This window comes from Paenibacillus phocaeensis (assembly GCF_900021165.1).
GTDB classification, from domain to species: Bacteria; Bacillota; Bacilli; order Paenibacillales; family Paenibacillaceae; genus Fontibacillus; species Fontibacillus phocaensis.
This window is the reverse complement of sequence record NZ_FCOQ01000008.1, coordinates 100,628-123,011: the sequence shown is the minus strand read 5'-3', so window position 1 is coordinate 123,011 and position 22,384 is coordinate 100,628. Positions and strand designations below refer to the sequence as shown.

General features: G+C 49.0%; 37 protein-coding genes. 29 read left to right on the top strand and 8 right to left on the bottom strand.

Annotated features, from left to right (window positions below; genetic code table 11):
- Positions 1 to 9: 9 nt before the first annotated feature.
- Genes BN3795_RS26305 through BN3795_RS02645 form a run of 5 tightly spaced genes read left to right on the top strand, consistent with a single transcriptional unit; the run spans position 10 to position 3,248 of the window.
- Positions 10 to 1,347, top strand: coding sequence for a tail fiber protein (locus tag BN3795_RS26305; protein ID WP_068783203.1), 1,338 nt, complete (start codon positions 10 to 12; stop codon positions 1,345 to 1,347).
- A 23-nt stretch (positions 1,348 to 1,370) separates the two neighbouring features.
- Complete coding sequence (locus tag BN3795_RS02660; RefSeq protein WP_068783202.1) at positions 1,371 to 1,685, top strand: hypothetical protein; 315 nt, start codon at positions 1,371 to 1,373, stop codon at positions 1,683 to 1,685.
- 60 nt (positions 1,686 to 1,745) lie between these two features.
- Positions 1,746 to 2,045 carry a hypothetical protein gene (locus BN3795_RS02655; protein ID WP_068783201.1) on the top strand — a complete coding sequence of 100 codons (300 nt, stop codon included), beginning with the start codon at positions 1,746 to 1,748 and terminating at the stop codon, positions 2,043 to 2,045.
- A gap of 2 nt (positions 2,046 to 2,047) precedes the next feature.
- A complete protein-coding gene (locus BN3795_RS02650; protein WP_068783200.1) occupies positions 2,048 to 2,959 on the top strand; it encodes a peptidoglycan recognition protein family protein in 912 nt (303 codons plus the stop codon).
- Between the two features lie 19 nt (positions 2,960 to 2,978).
- Positions 2,979 to 3,248 (top strand): holin, encoded by a 270-nt coding sequence (locus BN3795_RS02645; RefSeq protein ID WP_068783199.1) that lies wholly within the window; start codon positions 2,979 to 2,981, stop codon positions 3,246 to 3,248.
- 409 nt (positions 3,249 to 3,657) lie between these two features.
- Here BN3795_RS02645 and BN3795_RS02640 read toward each other — a convergent pair whose 3' ends face one another.
- The 4 genes from BN3795_RS02640 to BN3795_RS02625 form a co-directional block, all read right to left on the bottom strand.
- Positions 3,658 to 3,933, bottom strand: coding sequence for a hypothetical protein (locus BN3795_RS02640; RefSeq protein WP_068783198.1), 276 nt, complete (start codon positions 3,931 to 3,933; stop codon positions 3,658 to 3,660).
- Positions 3,934 to 4,024: 91 nt separating this feature from the next.
- Complete coding sequence (locus BN3795_RS02635; RefSeq protein ID WP_068783197.1) at positions 4,025 to 4,837, bottom strand: hypothetical protein; 813 nt, start codon at positions 4,835 to 4,837, stop codon at positions 4,025 to 4,027.
- Between the two features lie 94 nt (positions 4,838 to 4,931).
- The gene (locus BN3795_RS02630) at positions 4,932 to 5,141 is read right to left on the bottom strand and encodes a hypothetical protein (RefSeq protein ID WP_068783196.1); all 210 of its coding nucleotides are present in this window, start codon (positions 5,139 to 5,141) and stop codon (positions 4,932 to 4,934) included.
- Positions 5,142 to 5,236: 95 nt separating this feature from the next.
- Entirely contained in the window at positions 5,237 to 5,635 is a 399-nt protein-coding gene (locus BN3795_RS02625; protein ID WP_068783195.1) for a hypothetical protein, read from the bottom strand.
- A 140-nt stretch (positions 5,636 to 5,775) separates the two neighbouring features.
- Here BN3795_RS02625 and BN3795_RS02620 point away from each other — a divergent pair, with 140 nt between their 5' ends.
- Together BN3795_RS02620 and BN3795_RS25430 are read left to right on the top strand one after the other, a co-directional pair.
- Complete coding sequence (locus tag BN3795_RS02620; protein ID WP_068783194.1) at positions 5,776 to 5,985, top strand: helix-turn-helix domain-containing protein; 210 nt, start codon at positions 5,776 to 5,778, stop codon at positions 5,983 to 5,985.
- Positions 5,985 to 6,128 (top strand): hypothetical protein, encoded by a 144-nt coding sequence (locus BN3795_RS25430; protein WP_198524627.1) that lies wholly within the window; start codon positions 5,985 to 5,987, stop codon positions 6,126 to 6,128. The genes BN3795_RS02620 and BN3795_RS25430 overlap by 1 nt, the downstream gene beginning before the upstream one ends.
- 22 nt (positions 6,129 to 6,150) lie before the next feature.
- Here BN3795_RS25430 and BN3795_RS02615 read toward each other — a convergent pair whose 3' ends face one another.
- Positions 6,151 to 6,363: a hypothetical protein gene (locus BN3795_RS02615; protein WP_068783193.1), complete on the bottom strand. Its 213-nt coding sequence runs from the start codon at positions 6,361 to 6,363 to the stop codon at positions 6,151 to 6,153.
- A gap of 643 nt (positions 6,364 to 7,006) precedes the next feature.
- Between BN3795_RS02615 and BN3795_RS02605 the strand changes: the two genes are divergently transcribed.
- On the top strand, positions 7,007 to 7,477 hold the full coding sequence (locus BN3795_RS02605) for a hypothetical protein (protein WP_068783191.1): 471 nt from the start codon (positions 7,007 to 7,009) through the stop codon (positions 7,475 to 7,477).
- Positions 7,478 to 7,503: 26 nt separating this feature from the next.
- Here BN3795_RS02605 and BN3795_RS24855 read toward each other — a convergent pair whose 3' ends face one another.
- The 3 genes from BN3795_RS24855 to BN3795_RS02590 form a co-directional block, all read right to left on the bottom strand.
- Positions 7,504 to 8,172, bottom strand: coding sequence for an Ltp family lipoprotein (locus BN3795_RS24855; RefSeq protein WP_232729835.1), 669 nt, complete (start codon positions 8,170 to 8,172; stop codon positions 7,504 to 7,506).
- A gap of 218 nt (positions 8,173 to 8,390) precedes the next feature.
- The gene (locus BN3795_RS26210; protein WP_068783190.1) at positions 8,391 to 8,618 is read right to left on the bottom strand and encodes a helix-turn-helix transcriptional regulator; all 228 of its coding nucleotides are present in this window, start codon (positions 8,616 to 8,618) and stop codon (positions 8,391 to 8,393) included.
- Positions 8,619 to 8,841: 223 nt separating this feature from the next.
- The gene (locus BN3795_RS02590; protein ID WP_068783189.1) at positions 8,842 to 9,666 is read right to left on the bottom strand and encodes a helix-turn-helix domain-containing protein; all 825 of its coding nucleotides are present in this window, start codon (positions 9,664 to 9,666) and stop codon (positions 8,842 to 8,844) included.
- 169 nt (positions 9,667 to 9,835) lie between these two features.
- Between BN3795_RS02590 and BN3795_RS02585 the strand changes: the two genes are divergently transcribed.
- The 21 genes from BN3795_RS02585 to BN3795_RS02495 all read left to right on the top strand — a co-directional run bounded on the left by BN3795_RS02585 (position 9,836) and on the right by BN3795_RS02495 (position 22,383).
- Complete coding sequence (locus BN3795_RS02585) at positions 9,836 to 10,114, top strand: helix-turn-helix transcriptional regulator (RefSeq protein WP_110944962.1); 279 nt, start codon at positions 9,836 to 9,838, stop codon at positions 10,112 to 10,114.
- Between the two features lie 29 nt (positions 10,115 to 10,143).
- The gene (locus tag BN3795_RS02580; protein WP_068783188.1) at positions 10,144 to 10,917 is read left to right on the top strand and encodes a phage antirepressor; all 774 of its coding nucleotides are present in this window, start codon (positions 10,144 to 10,146) and stop codon (positions 10,915 to 10,917) included.
- 15 nt (positions 10,918 to 10,932) lie between these two features.
- Positions 10,933 to 11,247 (top strand): hypothetical protein, encoded by a 315-nt coding sequence (locus BN3795_RS02575; RefSeq protein ID WP_068783187.1) that lies wholly within the window; start codon positions 10,933 to 10,935, stop codon positions 11,245 to 11,247.
- A 59-nt stretch (positions 11,248 to 11,306) separates the two neighbouring features.
- Positions 11,307 to 11,549 (top strand): DUF7667 family protein, encoded by a 243-nt coding sequence (locus BN3795_RS02570; RefSeq protein ID WP_068783186.1) that lies wholly within the window; start codon positions 11,307 to 11,309, stop codon positions 11,547 to 11,549.
- A gap of 156 nt (positions 11,550 to 11,705) precedes the next feature.
- Entirely contained in the window at positions 11,706 to 11,837 is a 132-nt protein-coding gene (locus BN3795_RS26050; RefSeq protein WP_269800204.1) for a hypothetical protein, read from the top strand.
- On the top strand, positions 11,825 to 11,986 hold the full coding sequence (locus BN3795_RS25425; RefSeq protein ID WP_198524626.1) for a hypothetical protein: 162 nt from the start codon (positions 11,825 to 11,827) through the stop codon (positions 11,984 to 11,986). Before BN3795_RS26050 ends, BN3795_RS25425 begins: the two co-directional genes overlap by 13 nt.
- A 177-nt stretch (positions 11,987 to 12,163) precedes the next feature.
- Complete coding sequence (locus BN3795_RS02565; RefSeq protein WP_068783185.1) at positions 12,164 to 12,424, top strand: hypothetical protein; 261 nt, start codon at positions 12,164 to 12,166, stop codon at positions 12,422 to 12,424.
- A gap of 10 nt (positions 12,425 to 12,434) precedes the next feature.
- A complete protein-coding gene (locus BN3795_RS02560) occupies positions 12,435 to 12,650 on the top strand; it encodes a hypothetical protein (RefSeq protein ID WP_068783184.1) in 216 nt (71 codons plus the stop codon).
- Positions 12,651 to 12,708: 58 nt separating this feature from the next.
- Complete coding sequence (locus BN3795_RS02555) at positions 12,709 to 14,295, top strand: ATPase (RefSeq protein WP_068783183.1); 1,587 nt, start codon at positions 12,709 to 12,711, stop codon at positions 14,293 to 14,295.
- On the top strand, positions 14,285 to 14,530 hold the full coding sequence (locus BN3795_RS02550; RefSeq protein ID WP_068783182.1) for a hypothetical protein: 246 nt from the start codon (positions 14,285 to 14,287) through the stop codon (positions 14,528 to 14,530). The genes BN3795_RS02555 and BN3795_RS02550 overlap by 11 nt, the downstream gene beginning before the upstream one ends.
- A 5-nt stretch (positions 14,531 to 14,535) precedes the next feature.
- On the top strand, positions 14,536 to 14,688 hold the full coding sequence (locus BN3795_RS26205) for a DUF6906 family protein (RefSeq protein WP_408634997.1): 153 nt from the start codon (positions 14,536 to 14,538) through the stop codon (positions 14,686 to 14,688).
- Positions 14,689 to 14,702: 14 nt separating this feature from the next.
- Positions 14,703 to 15,638 carry a RecT family recombinase gene (locus tag BN3795_RS02545; RefSeq protein WP_068783181.1) on the top strand — a complete coding sequence of 312 codons (936 nt, stop codon included), beginning with the start codon at positions 14,703 to 14,705 and terminating at the stop codon, positions 15,636 to 15,638.
- A 204-nt stretch (positions 15,639 to 15,842) separates the two neighbouring features.
- Positions 15,843 to 16,601 carry an MBL fold metallo-hydrolase gene (locus BN3795_RS02535; protein ID WP_068783179.1) on the top strand — a complete coding sequence of 253 codons (759 nt, stop codon included), beginning with the start codon at positions 15,843 to 15,845 and terminating at the stop codon, positions 16,599 to 16,601.
- A 1-nt stretch (position 16,602) separates the two neighbouring features.
- On the top strand, positions 16,603 to 17,244 hold the full coding sequence (locus BN3795_RS02530; protein ID WP_068783178.1) for a hypothetical protein: 642 nt from the start codon (positions 16,603 to 16,605) through the stop codon (positions 17,242 to 17,244).
- 16 nt (positions 17,245 to 17,260) lie between these two features.
- Positions 17,261 to 18,076 carry a replication protein gene (locus tag BN3795_RS02525; RefSeq protein WP_068783177.1) on the top strand — a complete coding sequence of 272 codons (816 nt, stop codon included), beginning with the start codon at positions 17,261 to 17,263 and terminating at the stop codon, positions 18,074 to 18,076.
- A complete protein-coding gene (locus BN3795_RS02520) occupies positions 18,015 to 18,374 on the top strand; it encodes a replicative helicase loader/inhibitor (RefSeq protein WP_068783176.1) in 360 nt (119 codons plus the stop codon). The genes BN3795_RS02525 and BN3795_RS02520 overlap by 62 nt, the downstream gene beginning before the upstream one ends.
- Complete coding sequence (locus BN3795_RS02515) at positions 18,364 to 19,716, top strand: replicative DNA helicase (RefSeq protein WP_068783175.1); 1,353 nt, start codon at positions 18,364 to 18,366, stop codon at positions 19,714 to 19,716. Before BN3795_RS02520 ends, BN3795_RS02515 begins: the two co-directional genes overlap by 11 nt.
- Positions 19,688 to 20,104, top strand: a complete 417-nt coding sequence (locus BN3795_RS02510; RefSeq protein ID WP_068783174.1) for a hypothetical protein — start codon at positions 19,688 to 19,690, stop codon at positions 20,102 to 20,104. The genes BN3795_RS02515 and BN3795_RS02510 overlap by 29 nt, the downstream gene beginning before the upstream one ends.
- A 16-nt stretch (positions 20,105 to 20,120) precedes the next feature.
- Entirely contained in the window at positions 20,121 to 20,576 is a 456-nt protein-coding gene (locus BN3795_RS02505; protein WP_068783173.1) for a hypothetical protein, read from the top strand.
- Positions 20,573 to 21,712, top strand: a complete 1,140-nt coding sequence (dnaN, locus tag BN3795_RS02500; protein WP_068783172.1) for a DNA polymerase III subunit beta — start codon at positions 20,573 to 20,575, stop codon at positions 21,710 to 21,712. Before BN3795_RS02505 ends, dnaN begins: the two co-directional genes overlap by 4 nt.
- Positions 21,709 to 22,383: a hypothetical protein gene (locus BN3795_RS02495; protein ID WP_068783171.1), complete on the top strand. Its 675-nt coding sequence runs from the start codon at positions 21,709 to 21,711 to the stop codon at positions 22,381 to 22,383. The genes dnaN and BN3795_RS02495 overlap by 4 nt, the downstream gene beginning before the upstream one ends.
- Position 22,384: the final 1 nt, after the last annotated feature.

Here is a 22,384-nt window from a genome sequence, read left to right as displayed (position 1 = left end):
TGATTTTTTATGAGCTCTTGGAGCTATGCATTAACCAATAAGGGGCGTCAACTGCAGGCAAAAGCGCAGGCTGGCGCTCATCTAGTTTATACAAGGATGGCGGTAGGGAGCGGTACGCTGAGCGGGCAATCTTTGGAGAGTATGACCGCGCTGATCGCCCCGGTCAAGGACCTGAACATTACCCGCCTCAAACGTCCGGCCGGGGCAACGCGGGCGCTCATCGGGGCGACATTGACCAACCAGGACGTTACGACCGGGTTTTATTTGCGGGAGATCGGCATATTTGCCACCGATCCGGATGACGGCGAGATACTATACATGTACGCCAACGCCGGGGCGACGGCCGACTATATTACACCGCAAGGAGATGGGGTGATTGAGAAGGCGATCAACATGAACGTCTTTGTTGGATCCGCGGCTAACATCACGGCCAACATCGATGAGTCGTTGGTGTACGTCACGCAGCAGGAGTTGGCGGATGCTATTGCCGGAATACAGATCAACGATGCCACCACGACACAAAAAGGTATCGTCCAGCTCTCCAATGCCACCAATAGCACCGCCGAAGACAGGGCGGCCACGCCCAAGGCCGTCAAATCGGCATATGATGCAGCTGTAGCGGCGCAAACGACGGCAAACGCCGCAAACTTGGCCGCAGCTGCGGCCCAAGCTAAAGCAGATGCAGCAGAAACACCGTCAGGGGCGCAGGCCAAAGTAAATGCCGCCGTGGGCAATCTCGCAAGCTTACAGACAACGGCCAAAGGCAATACGGTTGCCGCGATCAACGAGCTTTTTACATCTGCCAGTAACGGTAAAAATGCGGTCGCTGCCGCGATTACTGGCAAAGGCGTACCGGCATCAGGCAGCGATACGTTTGCGGTGTTGGCGGGGAAGATTGGGCAGATAAAGCCAAGTCTAGCGGGCTCGACTGCGGTGAATGCGTCTATAGGGCCACCTGTTCCTAACCCGTACTCCGGCAGAGTGCCGGTTTTGAACATTCCTGCAGGCTGCCGGTTTTTTAGTTTTAAGGCAAATTCTCTATTGGATAGCTTTATGAGATATCTTGGGGGTACAAGATACTCTTATGTATACATTCGGAATATAGATACAGGAGAAACGTGGAGTTACTACGAAAATGCAACAGTTTTTTATCTTTCGTTTATGGCCTTTGACCTAGTAAATAGAACTGCGATAATTCGGGACGTGACTCTTGGTGTTTATCGTGCCTCGAATTTACCTCCGTTTATTGATCATCCTCTTGAGTTCGGGATAGGTGCTTTATACGAGTATGGCACACCTTTTGACGATACAATTGCGGCAATAATAGGCACAATAAACTACGCATAAAAAAGATAAGAAGGGTGTTGACAATGATCAGAATGTTTAGATCGAACGATTACGTCGAAGCAGTAGAGCTTAAAGATTTCGCGTCGATACAGGAGATAATCCAACTTACGGGCATGGGGGTGACCGTTATTTTTACGCCGACAGGTAATTTGCAATCGGTGACCTTTAAAGACGGATCAAAAACGATCACCGCGCTCCCCGGGCAATTTGTTTACAAGAACAACACCGGCACCGTGGGAGTTTGTGATTACGAATATCTGGCCGAAAATTACGAAGAAGTCACCGAACAACCGGAAGAAGAAACCAATCAAACCGAACAAACCACAGAAGCGCCGTAGGGCGTATTTTTTATTCCTTCGGAGCCTATTCGGGGGAGAGATTAAGGAAAGGGTGGACGTATGGATCTTACAGTGATTACAGCAATCATATCAGCCGCAGCCGCGCTTAGTGGCATTGTACTGGGGTGGGCGGGCCGGGCGAGGACCGTTAAAAAAGAGGTAGCAGAGGAGTCAGCTAATTCGGCCGTACAGCGTGCTGATTTAGAGTACATTAAGCGTGGAGTGGACGACATGAAGGTCGAACAAAAACTGCAAGGACAACGTTTTGAAGCAATCTCCGAACGGCTCACACGGGTCGAGGAATCGGCAAAACAAGCACATAAGCGGATCGACCGCCTAGAAGAAGATGGGAGGGGCTAACCTTGGACAAAACCAAATACACGATCGAGCGCCGGTACATTACCAAGCGCTCCAACACGCGGCCAGGTACCCGGCTCAAAACCGGAACGCCGGCCTTTTTTGTTGCGCATGACACAGGCAACCCGGGGGCGACGGCGGACAACCATTACAAATACTTTAACAGCCTGACCGACCGCTCCGCATCGGCCCATGTATTCATTGACGACACAAAGATACTGGAGATCATCCCGACAGGTACCGGGGCGGATCCGGCGGAGAAAGCCTGGCACGTGCTGTATAACGTCACGACCGACAACGACCTATTTGGCTATGATGCCAACGACGCGGCGCTTGGGATAGAGTTGTGTTACGGCGGTCGGATCACCTTTTCGGAAGCCTACAAGCGGTTTGTGTGGTACCTGGCATACTGCTGCGACCGCTGGAGCAAGAATCCATCCACGCACATCGCAAGCCATAAGCAGTTGGACCCGGCACGTAAAGCGGACTGCGAGCAGGCGCTGAAGGCGGGAGGTAAGACGCTCAAGGATCTGATCACCGACGTCGCCACAGAGCTGGCCGCGCCGATTGCACCGCCGGATTTTGTTCCGCTGCCGGCCGGGATCGCCCAGGCATTGATCGACAACTACGTCTCCCCAGCATGGTTTGCATCGCAAAAAGCAGGGGACCAGGTGGGCAAGACTCATTTCCACAACTTGGCCAACAATCTCCGGATGGCCGCAGGCATCCCGCTAGAAGCGGGCAAAGCTGCGCTGCCATTGACCAAACTCCACAAGAGCAACGCTCAGGAGATCATCATCCGCTGGCTCTCCCCGGCGTGGTTTAAGGCACGGGACGAGGGGGACATGCTGCGGGCCCAGCACTTTAACAATTTGGCGAATTACCTGCGCCGGGCCGCGGGTATCCCGGAAGAATAAGAGAGGAGAACTGATAATTATGGAAGTACTGAATAATGTAATGGCCTTCGCCTCGGTGCTGGCCGTGTTTGTATTGGCGTTGGTGCAGTTGGTAAAGACAACAATTAACCTGCCGAAAAACATCGTCCCGCTGATCGGGGTGGTGATCGGCATCCTGGTCGGTGCAGCCGCATCCCCCTTTACGGACTTGGATTTGGTGCTTCGTCTATGGGCCGGCGGCCTAGCCGGACTGTCGGCTACGGGACTGTTTGAACTGGGTAACAAACGGGATGGCGGAACGAAAGAATAGGTATTTACAGATTGCACCAAATAACCTATAATCAAATTGCGCGGTACAGAAGCACCGAACGCGCTTGTCGTCCGCGTCTAGCGGACGTGGATTGAAAAAATAATAAGTATGTCAAACATAACAAAAACGCCTGCGGACGTGATCCGTCAGGCGTTTTGTCCTTTATATCGGCTCGCGAAGTAGTCCTGGCAAGCTGCGCAGTAGTGAGGTTTTGATCCAGTATTGCTGGCCCGTGGCTCTCTCCACGGCTTTCCGCACTTTGGACAGATTTTTATGGGGGACTTTGCTAAACGCCGCCTCCGATAATCATAGGTTTTGTGCGTCGGAGTGCAATAGGCTTGATGCTGCCAGTCCGTTTTAAATTCCACCCCACAATAGCGACATGTTTTTAAATATTTCCCGCTACCAATCACTTATTAACCTCTCCTTGATCAGCTGTCTTTAACTCTGCCACGGATGATAAGACGCGCGGAAGCGCATCGAACCGTTTTATCCCATCAGCTTTGAGCCAACCTAGAGTACGCACCAACAGGTCATAGTCCTCCTCTCGGATCGCACGCTCAAAGTTACGTACATGCTTTTCGTACTCCGCCTGCCATTCCGCAGCCCAATCCAAAGCTATTTTTTGCTTTACCTCCGGAGCTTTGGCCTTGCGCAAGCGTTGGCTAATTGATAATCTCCCCATGTTAACATCCGCCTTTTTTAGATTCTAACACCTACAATATCAAAAAAATATTTTTAAATCCACGGAGTAGAGTATAAATTCTTGGAGTTGGTTACGCGAGGCTCTTGACATAATCAAATAATTTTTGGTCGTCCTCCTTGGAAAACCATCCCCAATCTGACCCATTGAGATGGTAGCGGTCAATTGTTACACTTGCTATACCATGGCTTCCCATCCCCCATTTACCGCATTCCTCGGACTCTTTCGTTATCCAGTTGATTAGGTCTTTCTTTGTCATCTCTTTTTCTGTTACACTTCCGTATCTGGGGTCGTGCGTGTCCATGTAACCGATCACGACTTTATAAATTTGTGTTACTTTAAGCGCCGTATCAGCAATCTGTAAACGTTGTTTAAGTGCATCACCGGACAAATCGCCATCTGTAGCCGCGTTGTAACCCGCTACGCTTGCAGACGTAAACGCGCCGGCGGCAGCTACCAAAAACGGCGGTAGTACACCAATTACATGTTTACCGGCCACATCCTCTGGCGTAAGATTGCGCGTCGTACCGTCGGCATTACGCTGAGAGATAATCTCCGCGTCCGGGTACAACTCGGCCAACACGTCTAGGGTAGCTTGGTGCTGTGTAGTAATCGCTTTTGGCATGCCAGCGGTATCTACCGTCTCGATCCGGTATTTTTTAACCTCCGGATCGGATTTAATAATGTCCTCGGCGGTGTTAAACGTAGTGCCGCGAGGGAGGACAAGGCTATAGTACTCTGTAATGCCTTGGCTATGCAATACGGCTGCCGGGAGAGAGGAGAGAACCACAGGGGTAGAACCCTTGCTGTGCTCCCCAAGCGCAGCTATTGCCGGAAAACCGGAAGATAAAACGTTGCAATCGTTGAGTAATTTGGACAATTTCATAATGCATTATCTCCTTTCGCACTGCCTCCCGTATGGGTGAGGTCTTACGCGCCAGTTAATAGGTTTGAGAGGGGCCGTAGCCCCTATATCATTTTCAGATGCTGATCGTGTTCCCCATGCCGTCTTCCCAGCCGTTTACGTCATGGCCGGCGTCGAGATCGGCGATGATGGACTCCATATCTTCGATCGATCCAGGTGTTATAACTGCCACCGTTTCGTTATCCTTAACGACTGCAAACTCATGCAGTGCAAAATCAAAAGGCATCTCCTTTACCAAGTAACCATCTCGTTCCCAAGTTCTCATTCAATACCCCTCCAAATTTGGTATAATGGAGGGCGGGAAGGCCGTCGAAAGTTTTCCCGCCCGGCCGCTTGATGCTCCAACATCAGGCGGCTTTTTTAAAATGACGAATCTGCTACCGCGACTTGCATCTCTTGCATGGTCATCTCAAAGTACTCACCGTCAACGACTTTAAAAAGCTGCCGCCGCTTACCGTTAAACGACTCATAGTATCCATCGCTGAGTTTAAATACTTTGCGGCCGTACTCGGTTTCCCCATCTTGCATCAAGAATTTACGATCCAGTTTGTAAACTGGATGAGTACCTACGATTTTAGCTAGCCAAGTGCGGCACTTCTTGGTGTCCGCGTCGAGAATGACCTCGTAACGTTGCATTATAGCTTTCACCTCCTTCCACGCCTGGGCAAGAGCCTGGGCAAAGTATTCTTTAACCTTTCCACCAAACTTTGCAACAGCGTCTCTTGCGATCTCCCAAGCTCTTACCATTACGTATCTCATAATTTAATACCTCCGTTTGACTTATTATCAACTTCCTGATATAAATATAGCGCATGTTAATATATAAAGTCAACAAAAATTATTAGCAAGTTGATAAAAAATTATTCTTAGTGTATAGTTGTTGTCAGGAGGTGTTAAGCATGGTCATTAATCACCTTAGTGAGATCATGGGGCGCAAGCGCCTAAAAATATCCGATGTAGTAGCTGGAACCGGATTGGCAATCAATACAGTCTCCGGATTGTATCATGATAAGGTCAAACGAGTGGACTTAGAGACGCTTGATAAATTGTGTGACTTTTTGGAGGTAGGGATCGGCGACATCCTGGAGCATGTAAAGGAGGGGGCCTGATGCGGGAAATCGAGTATAAGGCCCACGGCAATTTGCTGATCCCATTTGTCTATGTCGATATGGATAGCTTGATGGATAATTACGACTGGTTTATGATTGGGGTTAAGCAAGTGCGGCGTAAGAAAAAGAAAAGAGGAGCCTAATTCCTCGGCTCCTCTTCCGCGCTTACTTGCTGTTGCGCTTGCCTTTCATTCGGAGGTACAGGTTGTATGCCCGTTGTTCTCCGAGAGTGAGGCGATACCGGTCAAGTATCTGCGCCTCACGTTTTCTGAACTCCTCCTCGGTAATACGTCCCAACTGCATCTGGTGACGTGCTACCCGCAGGAGGTGTTCGCGTTTTTGGAGCTTTTCAAAAGCTTCCATAAGTTTCTTTTCCATGTTGTTTCTCACCTCCTCAGGAAGTCGTTTCTATCAACTTCCTGATATAAATATAGCACATATTGATATAATAAGTCAATAAAAATATCAATTAGTTGATATTTTTGTATATCATGTTTGCATAAAGTCCATCAGGATACATCTCCGGGTGGGCTTTTACTTTTTCGTTTTCTCAGCGTATAATACAAACAAACGTTCGTAAAAATGGGGTGATCAATTGTTGAACGATTTGGAGCGTAAACTGCTCCGGGTCTTGTTTAATTTCTCAAAGCAAACGCACCGGATGCCGACGCTTAAAGAACTTGAGATAAAAACGGGTAGGAGCAAGCAAGACATTTACGCGGGGCTGCGTGTCCTAGTAGAGCAGAGATACATCTTTTGGCCAGATAATCCACGGCTGGATACAATCGTCATCCTAGAGGCGTGGGATAGGGACCAACCACAGCAACATCCTAAAATAGCGACCACAACAACTGGCAGCAATATCGATTACTGGACTAAGTATTAAACAGGTAATGGATTAATAGTGGCATAACTTAACCCGGGTAACTCCGGGATTTTTTATTGATTTAGATTATACTTTTCAAACCCTAAAGCCTATGATACAATTTGAATAAGATAATCTAAATCAAAGGTGATGAGTATGGATCGAAAAGAATTGATGGGCGTGATTGGGGAAAATCAACGTCGAGTAGAGCGCCTGCTCTCGGCTGTACGGATGGATGCCCGGGAAGGCGTGAGGGCATTTGAAAGTCGGGCTAATGATCTGGCAGAAGCGCTTTTTATGCTGCAAGAGAGACGCGATTTGAAACTCGTCAGTCTGCGGGCTCAGGCAAATAAACTAATTAAACAGGCATCTCAGCTGATCGCCGATTACATGGAGTTTGATAAAGACCCGGACAAATACTTGCAGGAGCAGATCAAGCAAGCCGAAAAGGTCGAAAAGCGCGGCGGTAAACGAGTTGGATCAGGGCGCCCGTCACTCGGCGTTAAAAAACCGGTCATGATTACTCTGCCGCAAGAGGAGTGGCATATGATCGATGCCCTGATCGCGGCGGGGGAATATAAAGGATACGCTGATTATTTCAGATCTTTACATAGCAAAGCCCACTAACTAATACAGTCGGTGGGCTTAACTCTTTACTCTAAATTATCAATCGCGTACTGCGCTTCTTCCTTCGTAAATTTCTCCCCATGCTCTGATATCAACTGGTCGTAAATATCGGCATCGGACATGCTCATGAGTTCCGCATATTCTTGCGCCTTTTTCAGCGCATTTTCTTTCCAATTGACCTCAAGGTTATCAATGGCATATTGAGCAGCATCTGCCGGGAATTGTTCGCCATACTCAGATGTCAGCTGATCGTAAATGCCTGCCTTTGACATGTGCATAGTATCAGCATATAACTGCGCTTTTGTTAACGCAGCTCTATACTCCCTTGGCACAGTTTCCTCTTTTTTCTCCGACTCCTCTTTTGCCGGTTCTTGTACTGCATCCTGTTCTTTCGCTGGTTCCTTCGCTTCTTGCTTTGCAGCCTCTGCGTTCTCATTGTTAGCCTGATCATCCTTAGCTGTATCATCTGTGGCCGTATTTGTGGTAGTTTCAGTAGCGGCCTGATCGGCTACATTGTCTGCTGGCGTACTAGGATTAGGATCGGCAGCAAAGGCGATGATTAACACTACGAACAATGCTCCCCCAATGATAAATTTCTTCTTTGCGGTTCCATTCTTTTTGACAGCTGAGATGATGCCCAGAACCATAAAAACAATGAAGCCAATGAAAGATAATACACCAATAAAAGCCCACACGGTAATACAACCCCTCCTGGTAATTTTATGGTTTTAGTCTACCAGACCTAGGAAATTATTTCTAGGCTTTCTCCTAATACTTTACAAACTTCGAGAGATTAGAATTAAAAGTTGTTAATTCGACGATTTGCGACAGTGAGGTGTCGAGGGAAGGCTTAAAATAGGATCACGAGATGTTAAGCATTACTTAACAATATGCTCGGGGGAGAGTAGATAATCTACTCCTTCCTGTCGTTGGACCATTTCAATACATAAAGATCAGTCACACGGCAATTGAGAAAGTGGGCGGCGTTGATTGCGAATTCGAGAGACATTTTGGACTTCCCGGAGATCAGCTGGCTTACGTAAGAACGGGAACATTTCATGTGTCGAGCGAACTCTGCCGGCGTAATCCCTTTCTCATTCAATCGGTCCAACAGCAGGCATTCCCCGAGCAGGAACGCCATTGGAAACTCCTTTCCAAACTATGTTAAAATTACGAACGTTTGTTCTGGAATCGGTTCGTATTATGTGGTATGCTCGTCTTAACATCTCACTCGGAAAAATATTACATCTAGGGGGTATGACCTATCAAACCAATTTATACTATCCGCACTGAAGAACTCTTAGAGCGATTAAAACAAAGAGGTCTTGATGTCTCCGAAGCCGAAAAGTTTTTGAATGAACTTTCTAGTCAAGAAGATCAGCAGCCGACTGAATTAACTGAGCAAGTTTCTTCTTCTGTTCCTCAGTGAGCGGTTTGCCTTTTCTTGTTAAGTTGTGATTGGCTAATTCCTCAATAGGTATTTCGTCAAGCTCTTTTCCAGTCAAATATGGAGGGGAGCTTTCTCTTATTTGATCATCCTGATAATCAATGTTATGACGCAGGCAAAAATCTACAAGTTCATCCCAGAAATCATCAAGCGTTTTGTTTATGATTATGAATCTGTCCAAAGACTCAATACCTTGCTTAATAGTTCGATAATTATAGTATTTGTTAAACTCCTCAATAGCCCATTCCTCATCTACAGACTTGTCTTCTTCATCCCGTTTTAAGTAATCAGAATACCACTTGTCAAAAGAATTTATATCCCCAAATGATGAGCGTTCGTATACCTCTTTATCTGAAGCATATCCACCAAAAATTTTGAAAATGTCCTCGTGGTATCGAGATGGGAAGAGGTTTTCGTCATTAGCAATTTTCTTTAATAAAGCAGTTATTTTTTTCTCCATCTTACGTTCTTCAGAATAAATCTCAGATAACATCTCGTTTTCCGGGTCGTCTTTATCCCAGTATCCGGCCAGAACCATAAGTTCAGCATAGGATGTGTCAAGGGCTTTAGACAATTTTTTAAGGATTTCAGGGGAAACCTTAAGCGGTTTGTTCGTACCTCTCCGGTAACCATTCTCAATATCTGAGATGTATGTATGTGAAAGTCCAGTCAGATCAGCAATATCTCTTAAAGATCGTTTTCCTCTGAGTTGTCTCAAAAAATTCCCGAGTTCATTACTCATGTGAGTGAAAACCCCCCTTTTTCAAAATGTAAACAAAGCACAACAAATAATGTAAAACAAAACTTACAAAAAGTCAATTGTACCATAAAAAAAAGTTGTTGCACAGACTATACATTGACGCCAAACGGATGTAAACTGTGTACAACAGAAAGTGAGGTGAACAAACGATATGAAAAATATAGTTAGATATTTGCGAAGAAGTCAGGAATTTGATTGGACACAAGATGAGCTAGCCGAAAAGGTTGGCGTATCACGCGCAACGATTTCTGCAATCGAGAATGGGGCCAGCACCTCAGTAGAGGTATCTATTAGGATTGCCAAAGTTTTCAATCGTGATGTACGGGAAATTTTTTTTGACACCGATGTTGCACAGAATTTACAAGATAATCGCAAAGAATGTTCTGATTCGGTAAGCAAGAACGCGCAAACAAATGTATATGCACCTTAGAGGCAAAGCGAGAAAGGGGATGGGAGCAAATGAACAAACCGCAAATTTTCAATTTCAACGGCGCACAGATTCGAACAATTGAGAAAAACGGCGAACCATGGTTCGTACTGAAAGATGTATGCCAGGTTCTTGAATTGAGCAATCCGCGCATGGTAAAGGATCGACTGCCAGAGGATGTAAGTTCAACTTACCCCCTTCAAACAGCAGGAGGCGTACAACAAACCACCATCATCAACGAAGACGGCCTGTACGACGTGATTCTTGAAAGTCGCAAACCGGAAGCACGTGCGTTTCGAAAATGGGTCACGTCGGAAGTACTCCCAGCGATCAGACAGCATGGCGCCTACATGACGCCTGCAAAAATCGAGGAGGTACTCCTTAATCCAGACACAATCATCGATTTGGCTCAACGCCTCAAGCAAGCAAATGAGGAGCGGGATAAGTTGGTCCAAAAAGTCGAATCTGACCGACCGCTAGTACTCTTTGCAAAATCGGTGACAGCAAGTAAGAACAGTATTCTTGTTGGGGAGCTCGCCAAACTGATCAAACAAAACGGTGTTGATATGGGGCAGAACAGATTATTCGCTTGGATGAGAGAAAACGGCTATTTGATCAGCCGACGCGGTACAGATTACAACATGCCCACACAGCGGTCGATGGAGTTGGGGTTGTTCGAGATCAAAGAAACCTGTATCAGCCATTCTGACGGCCATGTGACAGTGAACAAGACGCCGAAGGTAACTGGCAAAGGGCAACTGTATTTCATCAATAAATTTCTTTCACAGCCTGTACAGCAAGTGTAAGGGGGAGGAGTGATTATGAGCGAAAAGTCGCAAGTTATCCCGCTGCTGGAAGCATTACAAGCACTGAAACCTGGTTCTCTGGCAACGCAAGCAGACGTAGACAGATTCAAAAAGATCGTTACCGACTTTGTTGAGCATCAGAACAGAATCTTGACTAATTTGTCTCGGCGGCTCGAAGTGGTTGAGGGCGATATGGAGGACATATACGCCGACGACATCGCCAAAATGGCAGGTCTCATGTTTATCGAGCACAAAGGTCTGGAAGAGGAATTCTTGGACTTTCTAGAGGCGAAAACGATTGAAATATCCAGAGACGGACTCGTTCAGTGATTCTCTTTGCTCTTTGAAAACTGAAAACGAATCAAAACCAAACGAAAGGGCGTGACCACATGCCAATTATGATCCACCCGGTGCACCGCCGGATGGCTGAATTGTTTAGAAAAATGCAGGATGGGACGTTGAACGTTTTTGAGGCAAGCGAGATGATGCATTGCTTACGGATAAACACCGATTTGGTCCACAAGATCGACGGCTACAAAGAAGCGGCATACGCGGGGCAGGTCGTTGGCAACATGGACTTGGTCCAGCACTTTGCCGCGAAGCTCGACGAGATGGAGGCGAAGTACACGTGAAAACCCAGCAGCAGTTGCGTGAGCTAATGGCCTTCTTTCTGGATTTGGAGTCACGTATGAAGGTTTGCGGCAGGCCGCTTATCGCCTTACACGCTCGCGGGCAGTATCGGAGGTATCGTCGGCTACTGACCGGCTCATGGGGGGAGGATGTAGCACATGCCGGATGATCCAGTGGAAAAGCTTGGCGTCTACTTCGAGTATTTCAAAATCCATGTACGCTACGGCATCACGTTTGAGGATTTCGTGGGCCGGGTGCAGCGTGGGGTGTGGGTCCCATGGCTGGCGTAGACCTTGACCGTTTCTCTCAGCAGCTATATGGCGAGCAGGGGCGCCGTACGCCGCAGGAGGACGAACTGGCCGCCTACAAGCGGGAGCGCGACGAGCAGCTTGAGCAGGACTTGAAAGGAGGTGAGGAAGGCGATGGGAGAAGCTGCTGAAATGGTGCTTGATGGTCTGCTTTGTGAGTGCTGCGGGATGATGATCGACGGCGAAGAGCTGGGTTATCCACGACTCTGCGAGGACTGCGAAAATGACTGATTTTCGCTAAGCCTATTTATTTTTTTGCCCAAATCGGGTTTTCGAGCCTGAAAATCAAGCGAAAGCGAGGGAAAGGCATGGATGATCAAACGCTGCAATACATGGGTGAGCGGGTTGATAAAGCCCGGGAATTGAAGGGGAAAATCAAGGAATTGAAGCACTTCCTTGAATATAGCGAAGGCAAGTCGTCTTACATCCAAATTTGCAACCACCATCACAACGGCCCTCAGATTAGTAGTCAGGTCCATCAGCGACTCTTTGAAAAGGCAAAGGCAGCAATCCTGAAAGAAATCGAAGAAGAGATCAAGCTGCTCGAACAAGAGCTCGCGGAGTTGTAGGAGGATGCCGATGCTCGAAACACCACAAATACCAACCGCTCTCATAAAGAGCATTTACGAGCGGCAGCCGACTGTTGTCCGGATTGACCTTAACAACTACCTATTCGTTCTGGACTGGTTGCAAACCGAGGAAAACCCGGAGATCCGGGCACACCTGATCAGCGAGCTGGAAAAGCTCGAACAAAAATACGGCGTAAAGGTAGACAGAAAAAAAGCCGCCCTGTAGGAGCGGATCAATAAGAAAATACCCAAGACCAATATATCACGGAAAGCGAGGATAGCAAATGGCAAAGCAAATTAGATTCATCCGGCTTGAACTTCAAAACTTCGCCGGGATCCGGGAGCTGAAAGAACAATATGGCGATATCACTCGGCTGTCCGGTAAAAACGGTGAAGGCAAGACGACCTTCGGGGAAGCTCCAGCTTGGATCTTCTTCGGCACTGATATCTGGGGGAATCGGTTTAATCCAGCCCCAACCACCTATGAGTTTAACCGAGTATATGCGGAGTTGAATCTAACAGTGGACGGTGTCGAAATGACAATCGCCCGGGAGATCAACGAGAAGGGCACCAATCATTTTTACATTAACGATGTCCCGACTAAGGCAAAAGAGTTCGAGGCTGCAGTGGCCGATTTGTTTGAAAAAGAAACGTTCCTATCACTTTATAACCCGGGTTATTTTTTCACCCAGCACTGGACTAAACAACGGGAACAAATTCTCAAGTATTCTACTCCGCCGGCAAAGTCCGAAGTATTGGCCGAAATGAGCCGGACGAATCTGGAACAGAAGCAGAAGGACATCCCACTCAACCCAGCCGCGGCGAAACTGGACGAGCTGACAAAAAAACACTCGCTTGACGATCTCCAAAAAATCCATGGTGGCACCGGCGGCTTGAAATCAAAGCTCGAAAAGCAACTTATCGCCGATCAGAGCCGTACCAAAACGCTTCGCGAACAACTTGACCGCCTGCCGGAGGCGCCGGATGACATTGAGGCCGCAAATACTGAATCAAAATCGCTGCTAGATCAAATTCAGCAGATTAACAAGCAGATCGAAGGAGCGAAGGGGATCAATGACAAACGTGCTGAGCTTCAGGCAGAACTTATGGCGGCCCAGAAGGAAGTAGAATCTGCAAAAGACCGTTATATGAAAGTTTATAACGAGCCGATCAATGAAGCTTGCCCGACTTGTCGGCGTCCGTTTGATGACGTAGCCCGCCAAGCGGCAACCGACGCCAAGGAGAAACGCAAAGAAGAACTGCGAGCTGAGCATGCGGAACTGGTCGCTAAACGTAAGGAACTTGAGGGACAGTTGGTCGCCATCGAACCGGTTGACGTCTCCGAACTATGGGAGAGTATGCGTGAGCTTGAACGGAAGCGGGATGCTCTGGAGGATATGATCCGCGCAGACAAATCCCGACAAGGTCTCAAGGCAGAAGTCGAAGCAGCGAAGAAGGCCGAGGACGAAACACTGGCAGCCCTCAAGGAATCCATCTTTATCCTGGACGCGATCAAGGCGTACCGGGCCAAGGAGGCCGAACTACAAGCTGAGAAAGTTCAGTCTCTATTCGATCGGCTAAAAATTCGGCTTTTCAAATATGTCAAAACCACGGGCGAGTACGAGCCGGACTTTTCGATCCAAATGGACGGCAAGGATTACGCAACTCTCTCAACCGGTGAGAAGATCGCTGCTGGTCTGGAGCTCACGGAAGTGTTGTACAAGCAATCCGGTCTGATTGTTCCGACCTTCATTGATGGAATCGGGGAGTACACCGGCAGAGTGGCTGTATACGGGCAACTTATCACGGCCCGTGCGGTTGAAAATCAAAATCTCACAATCGAAACGGAGGACCTATCCCATGATGAATAAATCCATTGAAAAGCAAATTACAGCAGCTAGACTGCATGTGCAGCAAAAAGTGTTTCGTCAGTTCAAACAGGAGGCGAAGCGGGATAAGGCGTACAAGCCCGGTAGCTTAGGCCCGTCGGTTGCCGCAACTGCTATCAAAGAAGAGTTCCATGGGCCGATCCTTTCCCGGCGCGAACGTAAGGACCTGGCAAAGGCGAACGGAACACCTGTTAAAAAGTTCTACTCGCAGGGGTGAACACCATGAAGAATGGAAAGAACCCAACCAGGCGCCAGAAAATAATCATTAGAGAAGCAGGTTTTAATCCCGATAACTGGCTCGTTTTCAAGGCACTCGATGATCGGCTTGAGCTGGTCCACCGTTTCACGAATACAACTAAAACTCTTTTCCTTTAGGAGGACGAAACCATATGGCAGGTACCAATCAATTAGCAACCGTCGGAAACTGGAGCGTTGAAGACATTGAAACGATGAAGAACACCCTCGCGGTAGGGACTACTGATTCACAGTTCCAGTTGTTCTTACGAACAGCATATGCTTCTGGACTCAATCCGTTTTTAAACCATATTTACGCCATCGTTTACCAAGGCAAGATGTCGCTCCAGATCGGAATCGAGGGTGTTGCTTACCTCGCTAAACAGCACGAAGGATACGGTGGGTATGACGCCCAGGTAGTATGCGAGAACGACACGTTCAAAGCCAAAAAGTCCACGGTATATAACGAAAAAACAGGCGAGCGTGAAGATGAATGGACCATCGTGGAACATGAAATAGGTTTTCCGCGCGGGAAAATTATCGGGGCATATGCGATCGCGTACCGTAAAGGTTTCCCTCCATTCACCGTGCTGATGGACTGGAGCGAAGTCGAACACTTCTTAAATAGCCCAATTCAGAACCAAAAGACGATGTGGACCAAGTACACGGCCGACATGTTCAAAAAGCACGTAGCGAAGCGGGCTTTGAAGGGTCAATTTGGAATTGACATCAACGAGGATGAAGTTCCCGGAAATGGTTCCACGTTGAATGAATCGGAACCACAGCGCCGCGATATCACCGCTGAAGCGAACGCTACTGCAGCAGTCACTAAAACGCCGCCTCCCGCTGAACCAGAGAATGCGGCGAATCCAGACGATGAAGCTGAACTGAAAAAATGCAAGGTCCAGATGAAAAAGAACTTTGTCGCATTGGGGATCACAACGCCTGAAGCTATGCAAGAATACACCGACCAGTACGGCAAATTCAAAAGCGAAACGCCGACGCTTGAAGAAGTGAAGGCTCTCCTGAAGGTGATGGACCTCCATATTGCCGAGAAGCTGCAGGCTGAGCAAGATGAACTCCCGCTGTGAGGTTGAACAACTAGACCTATTTGGCGGTGCTGATCTTAATGCGTCTCCTGATCCGGCCGGGGAAGTGCTGAACGGAGTGTATTACGAGGCCGAAACTGATCTGTTTGTCTCCTTTGTGCTGGGCCGCAGGTATTACGAATGGCCGGCAAAGGGATGCGAATTTGACCGAAGCTGGCAGGAACGAATCAAGAGGGGGAGAGCGATATGAAAGTCGAGATCCTCGCGACAGGGTCATCAGGCAACTGCATTCACCTTCAAAGCGGCGGAACCGGCATCCTGATCGACGCTGGCAAATGGAAGCGAGACCTGGAAAAGCGGCTACTGGCCCGGGGTATCAACGCCGCGACGGATATTCAGGCCGTCTTTATCACCCACGCTCACGGCGATCATATCCGCGGACTGACACTGGCTAAGAAGTACCGCATCCCGGTCTGGGCCACGGATGGCGAATGGAAAGGTATCTCCGGTGTGGATGATGAGCTGCGCCGGGTGCTGGAAACGCGCTGGGGCAAGTACGAGCCCGTTCGGATTGGTGAACTGACGGTCCGCCCCTTTCGGACCTATCACAACACCTACGAGCCGGTCGGGTACGCGGTGGAGGACGACATTGGGAACCGCGCGTGCGTGGTATTTGATACAGGTCACATCGATGACGACATGCTGGAGATGATGGAAGGCAACATCTACATCATCGAGGCAAACCATGACTCTGACATGCTGCTTAATGGTCCTTATGATGATTACCTCAAGGACCGGATCGCCGACCCGCACCGAGGTCACCTGAGCAACGAGCAAACGGCGGCAGCGCTGCAGAAGCTGGTCAAAGGCAGCGGAGAACGGATTTACCTGACCCATTTGAGCAGCACGAACAACACGCCGGAGCTTGCATCGCAGGCAGTACGAATGGCGTTATTCGAGAAAGGATTTATCAATAAACGAGATTATTTTCTGGAGGTGGTTTAGCGTGGTGAAAATCAAAATTGTTAAGACAGGTTCAGGATTTCCACCTGTAGGTAGCATTCATGGGGCTAGGAGACTTAATCGGGATGGCGCTCTCCTTGATTTATATCCGGATTTTCAGATCATTGGTGGAGGTTACTCCGGGACTATAATTCCCTTCAAATGCGCGTTTGTTTTACCTGAGGAGCGCACCTACACCGAAGCCGAGTACACCGAGATCCTGAAGCAACGAGATAAGGCTATCGATGATCTGGCCAAGTACGCCCAGAATATCGTGGATTTGCAAAATGAATTGAACCAGATGCGGAGGAAGATTGAAGTGCCGCGTCGTGTAGCTAACGCCATTGAAACCCTGAGCAAGATGGGATGGACAGCAGCAGATATGTACGAAAGCACAATGGACCCGGATAGAGGGGAGTTTCCTAATCAGTTAGTGGAATTCGCATCCGTGCGAGGCAGGCAGGTGCTTTTGGAGGTTTTGGTCAATGGCTACACCATTGAGAAAACGGCGGAGGATCGTCTGAAGGAAAAGGTCGCGGCTTTAATTGATGAGTGGTACAACTCATCTGAAACTGATGCCGGTTACGAAGCGGAAATCCAACAGCTCGCCGACCGGATCGTTGAGCATGCAAAGCAATTAACCTGAACGTTGGTGAGGAGGTATGGCAAACCCGCAACTTGAGGATGGTTACACTCAGCTTGCGAATGAATTGTTAGAACAAGCTGCACTACACAAATTCAACGGAACTCAATATGCAATCATCCTGGTTATATGGCGGTACACCTACGGATTCAAACGGAAAGAACATCAACTGGCAACTGGATTTATCGCAAAAGCTGTCGGTGCTGATCTATCCGGAGTGAAGGAAGAATTGAACAAGCTGATTGAGAGGAGAGTCGTTCTTGTTACCAAAGAAGGGAAGGGGCCAAGACCACGGTCCCTCTCCTTCAACAAGAATTATGAGGAGTGGCTACCGGTAGACAATTCTCCACCATTAAGTAAAAAAGCTAGTGGTGGACAATCCTCCACCATAATGGTAGACAATTCTCCCCCAATAGTGGTAGACAATTCTCCCCCCAAGAAAGAAAAAAGAAAATATATAAAGAAAGGAGATATATATATGTCTGAATCTCCAAAAAAACTTAAATTTCACGATACCGTATTTCTTACTCTCGAGCAATACGAGAAGCTGTGTGCAGAATTTGGAAAGCAGCGAGTGGATGATACCATCGAAGCACTCGATGAATGGCAATCCAACAAAAAGCCATCTCAGCATAAGAAGGACCACTACAAAACCCTACGCGTTTGGATCAAGAAAGACATGGAGAGATCCAAGGCGCGTTTTAAACCAATGGCTCAGCGGAATAAAGAAGAGCTCGACATCCTAAATCAGTTCTATGAGGAGGGGGCGGCTCGTGAAGCAAACGGATGCGGCGAAGTTTCTTATGATGATCAAGACCGCTTATCCCTTCTTTGAGGTTACGGAGGCCGGCACCCGGCTGTGGCACACGATGTTACAGGATATCGATTACACCACTGCCCAGCAGCGACTGGCTCATCACATCCGGACGAGTAAATATGCTCCCACGATCTCAGAGATTGTTCAGGATCCGGAAGAGGAACGTTCATATTACGACCTAGTGCGGCTCGAAGAACAACAAGAACAGCTTGCCCTTCAAGCTTACATCGAACAGGCTGTGCCCATGCCGGATCATATCCGCGAACGGCTCGAGCGCCTTGTGAAGAAACGGAGGGTGAACGGCAATGAGTCTTGATGCAGAACAGGCGGTGTTGGGGGCGCTCCTCAAGAAGTCCGAGCTGATGGACGATTGTTACTTGTCACCGGATGATTTTGATCCGGAAGGGCCAAACGGGACCGTAATGAATGCCCTTCGCTGGGCGTACGAAAATCTAGCAGAAAGGCCGGGCGTGAAAGACCCGTTCGATCCGTTGGTTCTGGCGGAGCATTGGGGAAAGAACCTTGAAAAAATCGGGGGAGTCTCGTACTTAATGCGTCTGAGAAACTCTGTCCCGAGTACAGCGAATTTCGACCAGTACCAGCGGATTGTGCGTGAGGCAAGCATCCAACGGCAAGCGGCGGCAGCTCTGCAAGCGGCTCTGTCAGGCGGTGACGTTGATCTGAGTCGGATCAAGGAGCAGATGGAACGTCTGCAGGAGCTCAAAAATCAGGGAACAGTGGACGGAATGAAGTGGATTCCAGATGTTTTGGAAGGCCACCACAAGGAGATTATGGCCCGCGGATCCAGAAGCGGAATGAACGGGGCTAGGACGACGAGTGTCGAGCTGAATGAGATGGGGGGCGGTCATCAGAAACAGGACCTTACCATCATAGGAGCGCGGCCAAGTATCGGTAAAACAGCATTCGTGGTCAATGATTCGAAATCGGCAGCAATGTCCGGTTGGACAACAGTGTTGTTCTCCGGCGAGATGCCGGCAAAGGATGTGGCTGAGCGATACATTTGCGATATCAGCGGCATCGACGCGAAGAAGGTTCAGAAGGGGCGCTTAACTGAGAACGATTGGGACAGTTACAGCAAAGCGCTTGAAATACTAGATCAACTTCCCATCTACATCGACGATACGCCCGGAATGACCGTCGAATACATCTGGCGCCAAACGAAAGCGATGAAGAAGAAGCATGCCAACTTGATCGTCTATATCGATTACCTGCAGCTGATCGAAACAGAGAAGAAGTTCAGCCAGACCGCCGATCGGGTGAATTACGTCTCCAAACAGCTGAAGAAGATGGCTCGCACCTTTGACATCCCGGTAGTCGCAATCAGCTCGGTTGGCCGCAAATGCGAAGAACGAAACGACAAGCGCCCGATGATGTCCGACCTCCGGGAATCTGGGAACATCGAATTTGATGCTGACGTGATCATCTTCCTGTATCGAGATGACTACTATTACCCGGATACCCCTTGGAAAGGCATAATCGAGCTGATAGTAGCGAAGGGCCGGAAGATTGGGACAGGAATGATTCAGATGTTTTTCAACCGGAAGAACGGGCGGTTTACGAATCTTAGCGAGGATGATAAAGCAAGGCTGCGGGAGAAGGTGCAGGAGTATGAGCAGACGAGAAATCGAAAACGATGAGGTATTTCGCAAGGCCGAATACGAAAAATTCAAGCTTGCGGCCGAATTGGATGACCCACTTAGTGGAATGACACCGGAGGAACGTAAGCGGAAAATGGCGATCTACGACCGCACATGTGAACTGATTGAGCGTTACCGGCGTGGCAGGATGGTACAAAAATACCCGGGACTGCGCGAGCAATTCCGCATACTCGGATGGGAGTTTCAGGAGTTTGAAGGTGAGTATGATCCGGCTCATGATTTCCTCGAGACCGATCCGCCTCCAACATCACCGCCTGAAACCGCACCCGCGGCGGAAACGGCGGCGAAACCTCCTGTAGCAGCCTCGCCAAGTGAGCCGGAACCGCGAAAAACAGGCATCTCGGCTTGGCTGGATGATGACGATTGAGAAAGGAAGGTGTGAAATGTACAACGTTGAAGCGATCGTAAAATTCAATGACGGAATTGCTTATGTTCTGGACAAACCTGTCAAATTCAAATATTACAAGCACGGCAAACTGATCATAGGTTTAGACGACTCATGTACATTCGTGCAGTGCTATCACTACGATTGGCCAACTCCAGGATTTTACGCCTTTGGAGGCCATAAGTTTGATCTTCAACTAGAAAACGGTGAGATAGAACACTGTTACGGGCAATGGTGGGACGGAGGATATGGTGAGGCAGAACAACTGCTTGGGGAAGAATTTATCCATGTTACCTATAACACTGTCGATAATCTCCGAAATTGCTATGTGTTCTACGGTTGTTGCGCTATCAAAAGCTATTTGGACGATCTCTGGAGCAGCTATTCTGGAAAGATTCACGGCTACCGGGAATATGAAGCAATCTTAAAAGGATGGGAGGCACCGCTCAGATGAAGATCACAATCTCAAAGCAAGAGCTTCATGAGGCCCTGCAGCATGTGTCTAAGGCGATCAGTGGCAGGGCCACTGTACCGATCCTAACAGGCGTAAAACTGGACGTTTATCAGACAGAGGGTGTCAAGCTCACGGCCAGCGACATAGACACCACAATCCGAGCAGAGATCCCGGCGGAGGATGGGGCTGTGACGGTGCTCGAAGCTGGTAGCGTTGTCCTCCCGGCCAAGTTCTTCGTCGAGATCATCAAGAAGTTGCCAAAGGAGACGGTGGACATCGAGGTTCAACCAGGATTCGCCACGCTGATCACTTCAGGTAAAACGAAGCTGAATCTGGTCGGAATGGATCCGGAGGAGTTCCCGGCGACACCGATTGGGGACGAGGACCCGACGTTATCGCTGCAAGGAGACGAGCTCAAGGAACTGATCAGGTCAACAACGTTCGCGGTTTCCACCAACGAAACCTCCCCAATTCTGACCGGGGTCCTTTGGGAGTTATCTGATGGCCGGCTGCAGCTGACCGCGACAGATCGACACCGGCTGGCCCGCGTTGCAGTTGATGGAGCTGCTGACCAGGAGATCAGTTTCCACAACGTGGTCATTACGGCCCGGACGCTGAATGATCTTACCAAGATCATTAGCGACGATGAAGAGGTGCAAATCTCTGTTGGCAGCAGTCAAGTGTTGTTCCGCGCTGGACGGGTTAGCTTCTTCTCCCGCCTGCTCGATGGTAGCTACCCGGATACGTCGAAGATCATTCCGACCACGTATCAAGCTGAGTTAGAAGTTAGCGCGAAAGCATTCGCGGACTCGATCGACCGGGCGCACCTGCTGGCCCGGGAAGTAAAGACCAACATCGTCCGGTTGGAGGTTGATGCGGAGGGAACGGTGCGGATTGAGTCAACATCTGATGGGGTCGGCAAGGTGGTCGAGCAGATTGACGCTGACAAATTTACCGGCGACCCGATCCGGATCGCGTTCAACTCGAAATACATGCTGGATGCGCTGAAGGCCACGGACAGCGATCATCTACACATCGGATTTACGGGACCTATGAGCCCAATCATCATCCGGCCACAGGGGGGCGGCAGCATTGACAAACTCAATTTGATCCTGCCGTATCGAACGGGTGTATGACGCGGTTTGTAGGAATCGACCCGGCGACGAATACCGGCTTTGTCGCCCTTGACGAAAAGGGAAACATTCTTCGGGCGAAGGAATTAACCGGTGTAAAATCGGACACTCCGCACATGATCCGTACCTTGCATGATGAGATTTGGCGGCATCTATATCAGGATGATCTAGTGGCTATTGAGGGCTTCGCGTTAGATGCCCAGGACACGAACAAAGTTTCCAGCGGATGCAACTGGGCGGCCCGGATGGCGACTGACAGGAAAGTTGGAGCATTCATCTCCCCACGGCCGATCCAACTTAAGAAATTCGTGGATGTTTCCGAGTGGGAGCCTGATCCGGATAGGCCAGGTAAGAAGCGGCGACTTACCGGGAAAGCAGTCAAAAAGCTGGTCATGGAACAGGTTGAGCTGCGATGGGGATACAAGCCACCAACCGACAACATAGCCGACGCCTATGTCTTGGCGAAGATAGCCGAGGCCGTGCACGATGTTAAATGCATCGAGGAGAATCTCGGCGATTACCCGCCATACCAGCAGGAAGTCATAATGGCGATCATCGACCCGAGCACGGTCAAGAAGCCCAAGAAAACCAAACCCAAAACGAACAAACGGCGCGGGAAGCCTGCGGCGGCGGACGGTCACATCCATTTAGCAGAACAACAGTTCTTATTTTGAA

Coding starts and splice junctions, on each gene's coding strand:
- BN3795_RS02550 (WP_068783182.1), top strand. CDS start 14,285: ATGATGAATAAATCCATTGAAAAGCAAATTACAGCAGCTAGACTGCAT.
- BN3795_RS02565 (WP_068783185.1), top strand. CDS start 12,164: ATGGATGATCAAACGCTGCAATACATGGGTGAGCGGGTTGATAAAGCC.
- BN3795_RS02505 (WP_068783173.1), top strand. CDS start 20,121: ATGTACAACGTTGAAGCGATCGTAAAATTCAATGACGGAATTGCTTAT.
- BN3795_RS02660 (WP_068783202.1), top strand. CDS start 1,371: ATGATCAGAATGTTTAGATCGAACGATTACGTCGAAGCAGTAGAGCTT.
- BN3795_RS02495 (WP_068783171.1), top strand. CDS start 21,709: ATGACGCGGTTTGTAGGAATCGACCCGGCGACGAATACCGGCTTTGTC.
- BN3795_RS02570 (WP_068783186.1), top strand. CDS start 11,307: ATGCCAATTATGATCCACCCGGTGCACCGCCGGATGGCTGAATTGTTT.
- BN3795_RS25425 (WP_198524626.1), top strand. CDS start 11,825: ATGGCTGGCGTAGACCTTGACCGTTTCTCTCAGCAGCTATATGGCGAG.
- BN3795_RS02630 (WP_068783196.1), bottom strand. CDS start 5,141: ATGAGAACTTGGGAACGAGATGGTTACTTGGTAAAGGAGATGCCTTTT.
- dnaN (WP_068783172.1), top strand. CDS start 20,573: ATGAAGATCACAATCTCAAAGCAAGAGCTTCATGAGGCCCTGCAGCAT.
- BN3795_RS02525 (WP_068783177.1), top strand. CDS start 17,261: ATGGCAAACCCGCAACTTGAGGATGGTTACACTCAGCTTGCGAATGAA.
- BN3795_RS02645 (WP_068783199.1), top strand. CDS start 2,979: ATGGAAGTACTGAATAATGTAATGGCCTTCGCCTCGGTGCTGGCCGTG.
- BN3795_RS02640 (WP_068783198.1), bottom strand. CDS start 3,933: ATGGGGAGATTATCAATTAGCCAACGCTTGCGCAAGGCCAAAGCTCCG.
- BN3795_RS02605 (WP_068783191.1), top strand. CDS start 7,007: ATGGATCGAAAAGAATTGATGGGCGTGATTGGGGAAAATCAACGTCGA.
- BN3795_RS02655 (WP_068783201.1), top strand. CDS start 1,746: ATGGATCTTACAGTGATTACAGCAATCATATCAGCCGCAGCCGCGCTT.
- BN3795_RS02580 (WP_068783188.1), top strand. CDS start 10,144: ATGAACAAACCGCAAATTTTCAATTTCAACGGCGCACAGATTCGAACA.
- BN3795_RS02615 (WP_068783193.1), bottom strand. CDS start 6,363: ATGGAAAAGAAACTTATGGAAGCTTTTGAAAAGCTCCAAAAACGCGAA.
- BN3795_RS02535 (WP_068783179.1), top strand. CDS start 15,843: ATGAAAGTCGAGATCCTCGCGACAGGGTCATCAGGCAACTGCATTCAC.
- BN3795_RS02560 (WP_068783184.1), top strand. CDS start 12,435: ATGCTCGAAACACCACAAATACCAACCGCTCTCATAAAGAGCATTTAC.
- BN3795_RS02625 (WP_068783195.1), bottom strand. CDS start 5,635: ATGAGATACGTAATGGTAAGAGCTTGGGAGATCGCAAGAGACGCTGTT.
- BN3795_RS02635 (WP_068783197.1), bottom strand. CDS start 4,837: ATGAAATTGTCCAAATTACTCAACGATTGCAACGTTTTATCTTCCGGT.
- BN3795_RS26210 (WP_068783190.1), bottom strand. CDS start 8,618: ATGGCGTTCCTGCTCGGGGAATGCCTGCTGTTGGACCGATTGAATGAG.
- BN3795_RS02515 (WP_068783175.1), top strand. CDS start 18,364: ATGAGTCTTGATGCAGAACAGGCGGTGTTGGGGGCGCTCCTCAAGAAG.
- BN3795_RS26305 (WP_068783203.1), top strand. CDS start 10: ATGAGCTCTTGGAGCTATGCATTAACCAATAAGGGGCGTCAACTGCAG.
- BN3795_RS02590 (WP_068783189.1), bottom strand. CDS start 9,666: ATGAGTAATGAACTCGGGAATTTTTTGAGACAACTCAGAGGAAAACGA.
- BN3795_RS26205 (WP_408634997.1), top strand. CDS start 14,536: ATGAAGAATGGAAAGAACCCAACCAGGCGCCAGAAAATAATCATTAGA.
- BN3795_RS25430 (WP_198524627.1), top strand. CDS start 5,985: ATGCGGGAAATCGAGTATAAGGCCCACGGCAATTTGCTGATCCCATTT.
- BN3795_RS02575 (WP_068783187.1), top strand. CDS start 10,933: ATGAGCGAAAAGTCGCAAGTTATCCCGCTGCTGGAAGCATTACAAGCA.
- BN3795_RS02510 (WP_068783174.1), top strand. CDS start 19,688: ATGAGCAGACGAGAAATCGAAAACGATGAGGTATTTCGCAAGGCCGAA.
- BN3795_RS02545 (WP_068783181.1), top strand. CDS start 14,703: ATGGCAGGTACCAATCAATTAGCAACCGTCGGAAACTGGAGCGTTGAA.
- BN3795_RS26050 (WP_269800204.1), top strand. CDS start 11,706: ATGCCGGATGATCCAGTGGAAAAGCTTGGCGTCTACTTCGAGTATTTC.
- BN3795_RS02555 (WP_068783183.1), top strand. CDS start 12,709: ATGGCAAAGCAAATTAGATTCATCCGGCTTGAACTTCAAAACTTCGCC.
- BN3795_RS02585 (WP_110944962.1), top strand. CDS start 9,836: ATGAAAAATATAGTTAGATATTTGCGAAGAAGTCAGGAATTTGATTGG.
- BN3795_RS02620 (WP_068783194.1), top strand. CDS start 5,776: ATGGTCATTAATCACCTTAGTGAGATCATGGGGCGCAAGCGCCTAAAA.